The sequence below is a fragment of the Solemya elarraichensis gill symbiont genome (genome assembly GCF_002021095.1).
GTDB lineage: Bacteria > Pseudomonadota > Gammaproteobacteria > Chromatiales > Chromatiaceae.
Map to the genome: position 1 here is coordinate 1 of NZ_MPRK01000056.1, position 8,848 is coordinate 8,848.

At 49.0% G+C, this 8,848-nt stretch carries 6 protein-coding genes and 1 pseudogene; 2 read left to right on the top strand and 5 right to left on the bottom strand.

Annotation, left to right across the window (positions count from 1 at the left end):
- The 4 genes from BOW51_RS11775 to BOW51_RS04360 form a co-directional block, all read right to left on the bottom strand.
- The coding region (locus BOW51_RS11775) for a translation initiation factor IF-2 N-terminal domain-containing protein (RefSeq protein WP_135568052.1) at positions 1 to 1,498 on the bottom strand (1,498 nt) is incomplete at its 3' end.
- An 11-nt stretch (positions 1,499 to 1,509) separates the two neighbouring features.
- Entirely contained in the window at positions 1,510 to 3,021 is a 1,512-nt protein-coding gene (gene nusA, locus BOW51_RS04350) for a transcription termination factor NusA (protein WP_078476613.1), read from the bottom strand.
- Between the two features lie 24 nt (positions 3,022 to 3,045).
- The gene (gene rimP, locus BOW51_RS04355) at positions 3,046 to 3,579 is read right to left on the bottom strand and encodes a ribosome maturation factor RimP (RefSeq protein WP_245828461.1); all 534 of its coding nucleotides are present in this window, start codon (positions 3,577 to 3,579) and stop codon (positions 3,046 to 3,048) included.
- A gap of 190 nt (positions 3,580 to 3,769) precedes the next feature.
- Positions 3,770 to 4,876: an ATP-binding protein gene (locus BOW51_RS04360; RefSeq protein ID WP_245828464.1), complete on the bottom strand. Its 1,107-nt coding sequence runs from the start codon at positions 4,874 to 4,876 to the stop codon at positions 3,770 to 3,772.
- Positions 4,877 to 4,961: 85 nt separating this feature from the next.
- Between BOW51_RS04360 and trhA the strand changes: the two genes are divergently transcribed.
- Both trhA and BOW51_RS11410 read left to right on the top strand, forming a co-directional pair.
- Positions 4,962 to 5,606 (top strand): PAQR family membrane homeostasis protein TrhA, encoded by a 645-nt coding sequence (trhA, locus tag BOW51_RS04365; protein WP_078476618.1) that lies wholly within the window; start codon positions 4,962 to 4,964, stop codon positions 5,604 to 5,606.
- Between the two features lie 689 nt (positions 5,607 to 6,295).
- Complete coding sequence (locus BOW51_RS11410) at positions 6,296 to 8,056, top strand: tetratricopeptide repeat-containing sulfotransferase family protein (protein WP_281252862.1); 1,761 nt, start codon at positions 6,296 to 6,298, stop codon at positions 8,054 to 8,056.
- Positions 8,057 to 8,411: 355 nt separating this feature from the next.
- On the opposite strand, the pseudogene BOW51_RS04375 reads toward BOW51_RS11410, so the two are convergent.
- Positions 8,412 to 8,848, bottom strand: a pseudogene (locus BOW51_RS04375) (hypothetical protein); the annotation flags it as partial.

The window sequence follows — 8,848 nt, forward strand, 5'->3', positions numbered from 1 at the left end:
CCAGTTCCTGCATGACGCGGTCCGGATTCGCCTCCGGCTTGTCCATCTTGTTGATGGCAATAATAATTGGCACACCGCCCGCACGAGCGTGCTGGATCGCCTCTTTTGTCTGCGGCATAACACCGTCATCCGCAGCAACGACGACGATAACGATATCGGTCACCTTGGCACCACGAGCACGCATTGCAGAGAAAGCGGCGTGTCCCGGGGTGTCGAGGAAAGTGATTTTTCCATGATCTGTATCGACACTGTAAGCACCGATATGCTGGGTAATACCACCCGCCTCGCCTGCTGCTACGCGTGAGGTGCGGATGTAATCAAGCAGCGAGGTTTTACCATGGTCAACGTGACCCATGATGGTAACAACAGGTGCACGTGGATGGGTATCACCTTCAATCTCGATGTCGACCGCAGTCATAATATCCTGCTCTTCGTCGTCAGCTTTCTTGAAGACGACTTTGTGTCCCATCTCCTCGACGACAAGTGCAGCTGTATCCTGGTCGAGCACTTCGTTGATGGTGACCATCATGCCCATGTTCATCAGGGTCTTGATAACCTCGGGTGCCTTGACTGACATGCGCTGGGCAAGATCGCCAAGGGAGATGGTATCTGGCACTTCCACGTCATGCACAACCGGTTCGGTCGGCATCTGGAATCCATGCTCGCCACTGCCTGGTACGTTGATGTTGTGGTCGCGCTGTGCGGCGCGGGAACGGTCTTTCTTCTTGCGCCTGCCACGAGGTGCATTTGCAGCAACATGCAGCTCCTTGCGTCCGCCCTTGTCAGACGTACGTTTTTTGCGCGCTTCCTCGGCAGCTGCCTTGTTGGCCTTGGCCTTGGCCACGGCTTTCTTGGTAGATTCAGCCTCGGCAAGTTTGCGTTTCTCTTCCTCGAGACGCTCGCGCTCTTCCTCTTCTTTCTTGAAACGCTCTGCCTCTTCGCGCTGACGCTCTTCCTCTTCACGTGCACGCAGCTTCTCTTCCTTGCTGCGACGGTCATCCTCTTCCTGCTTGCGCAGCTCATCAGCTGCAGCGCGACGTGCCTCTTCCTGTTCAGAAAGCGCCTTTCTTTCAGCTTCCTGTTCAGCAAGTGCCTTGCGTGCCTCTTCTGCTTCCTTGAGCAGTGCACTCTTCTCTTCCTCGCTTTCTGCAGATTTGATCACGGCACGCTTGCGACGCACCTCGACACTGACAGTTTTACCGGATGACGGTGTACCACGTGATGCCACGCTGCGCGTTGCACTTGGTTGCTTCAATTCACTGACAGTTTTGCGCTTGAGAGTCAGTTTGCGTTCTGCCGGTGCAGTTGCACTCTGTGGAGCATCGCTCTTCTTACCGTGCGACTGGCGCAGGAAAGCGAGCAGATCGCGTTTTTCATCTTCGGTGATGACATCTGTATCACTGGATTTACTGATACCTGCTTCACCAAGCTGGGTGAGCAGGCGATCAACCGGAATGCCGACATCCGCAGCTAACTGCGCTACTGTAACTTCACTCATTGCCACACCCCTTATTCGTTAGTCTCTTCTGCTTCTTCAAACCATGGTGCGCGAGCCGTCATGATCAATTTACCCGCACGCTCCTGGTCGATTCCCTCGATCTCGAGAAGATCATCGACTCCCTGCTCTGCAAGGTCTTCCATTGTGATGATCCCTATTGCAGCCAGCTTGTTGGCAGTCTGCTCATCCATCCCTTCCATGCCTAGAAGATCTTCAGCCGGCGGCTGCTCGAGTATCTCTTCTTTCGCAATGGCACGCGTCAACAGCATGTCATTTGCACGATCACGCAATTCGTTGACGATATCCTCGTCAAACTCTTCGATCTGCAGCATCTCTTCGAGAGGCACATAGGCGATCTCGTCAAGCGAGGTGAACCCTTCCTGTACAAGGATAGTGGCAACCTCTTCATCCACGTCCAGCTCGGACATGAAACGTTCAACATACTTGGACGCCTCTTCATCACTCTTGCGTGCAGCGTCTTCCTCGCCCATTACGTTGAGTTCCCAACCTGTCAGCTGGCTGGCGAGACGGACATTCTGACCGCCACGGCCAATTGCCTGTGACAGGTTATCTTCCTTGACGGCGACATCCATGCTGTTTGCATCTTCATCAACAACGATTGAAACCACGTCTGCTGGCGCCATCGCATTGATGACGAACTGTGCTGCGTTGTCGTTCCATAAAATGATATCTACACGTTCACCTGACAGCTCGTTGGATACCGCCTGTACGCGGGAACCACGCATGCCGACACAGGCACCGACCGGGTCGATACGTGCATCACGTGTATGCACTGCAATTTTTGCTCGTGAACCAGGATCGCGTGCAGCTCCAAGCAGTTCGATCAGGCTTTCACCGATTTCAGGCACTTCAAGCCGGAACAGTTCAATAAGGAACTCGGGACGCGTGCGCGTCACCATCAGCTGGGGACCGCGATTCTCAGGATCGATCTCGTAGAGAAAACCGCGCAGGCGATCACCGATACGTACGGATTCACGGGGAATCAGTTCGTTCTTTGGAATTTCAGCTTCTGCATTGCCACCAAGATCCATGATCACGGCACCCTTGCTGAGGCGCTTGACCACACCGGAGACAAGCTCACCGACACGATCCTTGTATGCTTCCATGACCTTGTTGCGATCTGCGTCACGCAGCACCTGCTTGATGACCTGCTTGGCAATCTGTGCCGCAATTCGACCGAACTCAACTGATTCGATCTCTTCCTCGAGAAAATCGGTTACTTCCTCGCCCTGCTCTGCCAGCGCCTCGGCTGCATCGCGGGTAATCTGACGAATCGGGAATTCAAGGCTGCCGTCCTCCTGCGGATCGACGACTTCCCAGCGGCGGAAGGTCCTGTAGCTGCCATCCTCGCGATCAACATCGACACGTGCATCTATCTCGCCACCATGCTTTTTTCGCGTAGCGGTGGCCAAGGCTGTTTCGATCGCACTAAAAATTACATCACGCTCGACGTCTTTCTCATTCGAGACAGCATCAACAACAAGTAAAATCTCTTTGCTCATCTGTGCATTTCCTGGAAGCAGCGGTTATCTCTTCGCCTGTTTTTCGAACACGGGAACCAGCCGTGCCATGTCAATTTCATCAAACGGCAGTTCTATCTTGCTGCCATCTTCAACTTCTATCGTTACTACATTATCTGCAGCACTCTGAATTACGCCTTCAAACTTGCGGCGACCCTCAATCATGTCTGCCATACGAATATTTACCGGCTGACCGATAAATCGTTCGAAATGGGCCATCTCAAACAGCGGTCGATCAAGACCCGGAGACGACACCTCAAGTTCATAGTTGCCCTTCACAAGATCTTCAACATCCAGCACACCGCTGAACTGATGGCTTAACGACGCACAATCGTCCACAGTAATGCCATCCTCATGGTCAATATAGACCCTGAGGGTCTTGCCGTAGTTTCCCCGGCTAATCAATTGCACGCCCACCAGTTCGTAGCCCATCGCTTCGGCTGTGGTACGCGCCAGATCAACAAGGTTTTGCGGTGCCTGTTTCAAATCAACATCCCGGACAAATAAAAAATGGGCCCAGTGGCCCATATTACTCGCCATCACCCGATCCATGACCGGTGTGGCGCTGCATAACAAAAAACCCCGAAAACGGGGTTTATTGTTCTTATTTGGTAACGAGGCAGGCTGTTAACCCGTGCCCAATTGGCAAAACATCCCGTACCAACACCATGGGGCGCAACTATACACCCTCCAAGTAAAGAAAATCAACTGTTTCTGCGGAATAATCGACTCACACTGGCGAGGGGTTGTCAGCTGACTTGGTCGGCGTTATCCATTTCGCCATGGTAGAAAATAACTCATTGATATTAAACGGCTTGCCAACCAGGTCATTCATTCCGGCATCCAACGCTCTTTTTCGATCCTCTTGCATAACATTCGCAGTCAATGCAAGGATCGGCAGGTCCATAAATTTGTCCATTTCGCGAATTTTGCGTGTAGCCATATAACCATCCATGACAGGCATCTGGCAATCCATCAGCACACCATCAAATTCTTCACCAGACGAACTTATGAGTTCCAGAGCTTCCTGGCCGTTGGTTACTGTCTCCACAATGAGGCCATTGCTGACCAGCACTTCCCTTGCGAGTTCCAGGTTAAACAGGTTGTCTTCTACAAGCAGCAGCCTTGCCCCCTTGAGTCGATCGATAGCATTTTTCTGCTCGAACTCGTCAACGCCCTGTTCTGAGCGGCGCAGTGAGGGCACGCCTTGTTGCTCCTTCAATCTCACCGTGAAATGGAAGGTACTGCCCGCATCCAGTTCACTCTCTACCCAGATATCGCCCCCCATCATTTCAACGAGTTGCTTGCTTATGGCAAGGCCGAGGCCAGTTCCACCGTACTTGCGACTGGTTGACGTGTCCGCTTGTTTAAACGGCTGGAAAAGAGTTTTCTGCTGCTCAGATTTTAAGCCAACTCCCGTGTCCTTCACCCAAAAATGCAGTGTAACCTGGCTACCCCCTCTATCAGCCAGCTCTACACCCAGGGTGACCGAACCTCCGCTGCCAGTGAATTTGACCGCGTTATTGCCCAGGTTCAGCAGAATCTGCACGAGGCGCAGCGAGTCACCGATCAGTGCTGTCGGTAAATCCTGTTCAATCGTGACATCAAACAGAATCTCCTTCTCTTCGCTTTTGAGGTGAAGAATGTTGGCCACATTATCGATCAAGTCTTCAAGGCGAAAGCTAATATTTTCCATTTCCATCTTGTCTGACTCGATCTTGGAAAAATCGAGAATGTCGTTAAGAATACCAAGCAAGTTTTCCGCCGACAGATGAACCTTATTGATGTAATTTAACTGCTTCTCGTCGAGACTTGTCTGTAATACCAGGTGTGACATGCCGATTATCATGGGCCTGCCAAGGCGGAAGTTCTTCGCTCTTTGTGCAATAATTTCTCTATCAACACGAATTCATGGGTTGGTCATGCCAAATAGTTACACTATTGTAGAAGAAATCGCGCACTCACTGACACACGGCCTGGGCGTATTGCTCAGCATCGGTGGACTTGCCGTACTTGTTGCATTCTCTGCCCTGTATGGTGATGCGTGGCATATCATCAGCGTAAGCATCTATGGCGCGACATTAATACTCCTCTATACAGTCTCCACTCTATATCACAGCATCACTCATGAGCGAGCGAAAAATGTACTACAGCGACTTGATCATGCAGCGATTTTCCTGTTGATAGCCGGCACATACACGCCTTTCACTTTAGTTAGCTTGCGTGGCGCTTGGGGTTGGACTCTATTCGGATTAGTCTGGGCTATTGCAATAGCCGGGATAGCACTCGAACTTTTCGTTGAGAAGCGAATGAAACGCCTCTCTGTCACTCTCTATCTAGGACTAGGCTGGATTGTTCTGATTGCAATAAAACCCATGATTGCATCAATAGAAACAGGTGGTTTGCTCCTGCTACTTGCCGGTGGCTTTTGTTATTCCTTTGGTGTTATTTTTTATGTATGGAAGAAATTGGCCTACAACCATGCAATCTGGCACCTGTTTGTTCTTGCGGGCAGCATCCTGCATTTCTTTTCGGTGCTTTTCTACGTGATCCCACCTGCTGTCTAGATACTCACGCACATGATCAAGCGCTACTACAAGGCAATAAAAAAGGCCTGATCGAAAACCGATCAGGCCTTTTAAATAATTCACAAGTTATGAGCAGAGTAACTTGCTTCTGAAATTGGTAGCGGGGGCAGGATTTGAACCTACGACCTTCGGGTTATGAGAGCTGTCTCAGCACTACTGAGTATAAATATACACTTCCCCACTCAATATAATCAATAGGTTATTTGAGGGCATTTGTGGGTGAAAGTGTTAGGAAGGGCTTGGAAGTGTGGATGGGGTGTGGATGAATGGCTTCTTCCGCCCCAAAGCTGGTCAGGTGCTACTTTCGCAGCCAACTCTTGCAGACAGTCGATGGAATGAAATTTAATGGTGGTAACTGTCATTTCATGTTGAAATAAGTTTTCTAACATCACAGGGGCAAGCTGAATCTATCGCGCTCTAACTCACGAAGAATGGCAATAAATGACAAGAGTTGATAATTGAGGCCACTTTCTCTGCAGTTGTGATTTTCTCTACATGCCTTTAGCATATTGAGATGCAAATTTCTGCTACAGCATCCCTAACCAACACCAAACCAACCAGGCGGATATGAGTAATTTAGACCAGTACCGCGCACTCCTAAAGAAAGGTATGCACCACGCCACCAAAGGGCGACACAGTCAGGCAATCAAGATCTACGACAGGGGGCAATAAAAGTCCTTCCCGATAACTCTACAGCTTGGCTCAAAAAGGGAAACTCGCTATTAACACTGTCGCGCTTAAAGGAGGCATTGCAATCATTCAACAGAGCAACCACTCTATCACCCGGCGACCCGCATGGATGGCTGTGGAAAGGCACAGCGCTTCAAATACAGGGTAACAACACAGACGCCCTTAGCAGCTATGACAAGGCATTGGCAATCAATCCGGCCCAGACAGATGTATGGGTACGTAAGGCGATTATTAGCGGCACACTGGGGCGATTTGAAGAATCACTGGATTGCTTGGACAAGGCACTGTCAATTAACCCTAACCATCCAATCGCTTTCTTATACAAGGGTATCGGATACCTGAATCTCGATAACCTTAAAGATGCCGTTGAGAGCTTCGGAAAAGCCGTCTCAATAAAACCAGACTTATCAGAAGCCTGGTGCTATCTGGGCAATGTTTACACAAAAACCTTTCAATTTGCAGAAGCCCTAGATGCAATCAACACAGCCCTGTCTGTGAATCCTGGCTATGTGGAGGCTTTAGTTCAAAAAGGAATCATTTTAAAGAAACTACACAAGTATGATGATGCCATGGATGTACTGGAAAGCGCTAAGAAGGCCATTCCGGATAATGCAATCATTCATGATGAGCTTGGCCTAGTCTTTGCCCTGCAAGGTAAACATCAATCAGCAATAGATTCTTTTACCAAGGCCATAAAGCTGGACCCACAAAACATAGAGGCCTACTTCAATTTAGTTACACAAGTGAAAGACAGTGATGCCAGCAACTATATACCAAAGCTGGAACTGCTTCTTAATGATGATTCGCTGCTTCCGGCAAATGAGTCACGTATTCATTTTTCATTAGGCCACGCTTACCACAACCTGCCAGACTTTGATCGTTCGTTTGCACATTTTGAAAAAGCCAACGAGATCAGGTCAGCAGAAATACCATATGACGGCACCATTTTCCGTGACAAGGTGCCCCGTCTAATTACTAAATTTAACTCAGAAATTTTAAATCGTTGTACCCATACTGGACATAATAAAGAGCCGTCAATCTTTATCATTGGTCTACCCAGATCAGGCAAAACAATCCTGGAAGACATTTTGGGCCAGCACAGTGAGATTATCGCTACTGGTGAGTCAGGTATATTTAATGTAGCTTTAAGAGACATTTTCTCACAAGAAATTGACCTGACCGATTTAGAAGTATTTTCCACCATTGATTGCACACTTTTCAAAGAAGTGGGAGAAGCCTACTCAAAAAGAAACCGCGCTCTTTTTGGCGAGAAACGAATACTTAGTACCAATCCTGGTGTGGTGGAGTTATTGATCGGAATAATACATTTATGTCTTCCGAATGCGAAATTTATTCACAGCGTACGCAACATCGAAGACAACTGCTTCGAAATATACCGGAAATATTTTCAGGGCAAGCAGCAGAATTACAGCTACAAATTCTCAGACATACTGGAAAAATACGACCTGCATCATAAATTATTAGCACATTGGAAAACGTTATTTCCAGACATGTTTTACACGGTTGACTTTGAAATGCTTGTTCATAACCCTAAATCTGAGGTAACCAAGGTACTGGAGAACTGTGGGTTGACCTACGAAAGCAGTTGCGAAGCATACATCGCTGATGCGCTCGCTAATAATAGATTTCCGACACCGGAAAATGCCATTGATACGTGGATGCAATATGTGAATTACCTTAAACCCTTTTTCACAACGCCCCCGGATAACTTACTCTGACAGCTTAGGCATCTACGTCAAGTAGACAACGAAGTTCAATACTGGAGTTTTTCAGCGTATGTTGTGCACAGACAACAAAAAATCTCCGTATATCGACACCTTTCCGTTTGTATATAAGCCGTTCATGGCTATAGGCTCGACTGTATTCTAAGAATCTGCAACTCTCACTGACTGTTATAGTCGATGAGGAGCTGTTCACAAGTGGTAGCCTGACGGGCCGCTTCTGGCCGTAAGCGGACATTTTCAGGAAAATATTCCGTGGACACCCCCTCTTATACTAGACACGCACGGATTCCGGGGGGTGGGGGTGCCAAAACCGCCTGGAAACAATCGGTTTCCCTACGACAAGAGGATCTCACCTGTTATGACGATTCAACGGATTGAATCGCTTGCTGATCACCACCGGCTCTCTGAACCTGCTTGTACCGACTGTTGCTTCCCTGCCCTCGCCTCCACCTTGCAAGGCATACTCGAGTGCCTCGACTGGATGAGAGTATTTATTCTTATCCGGTACATCAGAATAACGTTCATCACCGGCTACCTTTACCCGGCGAGAACAGAACGCACCGGCTAATCCCTTCCTGACCGTCTTGCACTTGGGACTAAGAAGAAATGCTGGCTTCCCATCCATGCAGTTACGCATCATGGGGTGAGTCAGTGCGGCCCTTCTCATCAGGGGTTTATTGCTGAAAGCAAGCGTGTCTTTGATCTCGTGATGTAAAACGGGACATCCAAGTCTCCCTTTTACACTCGATCTTCGACAGCCTTTCTTGCCCCGGACGCCCTGCGTCC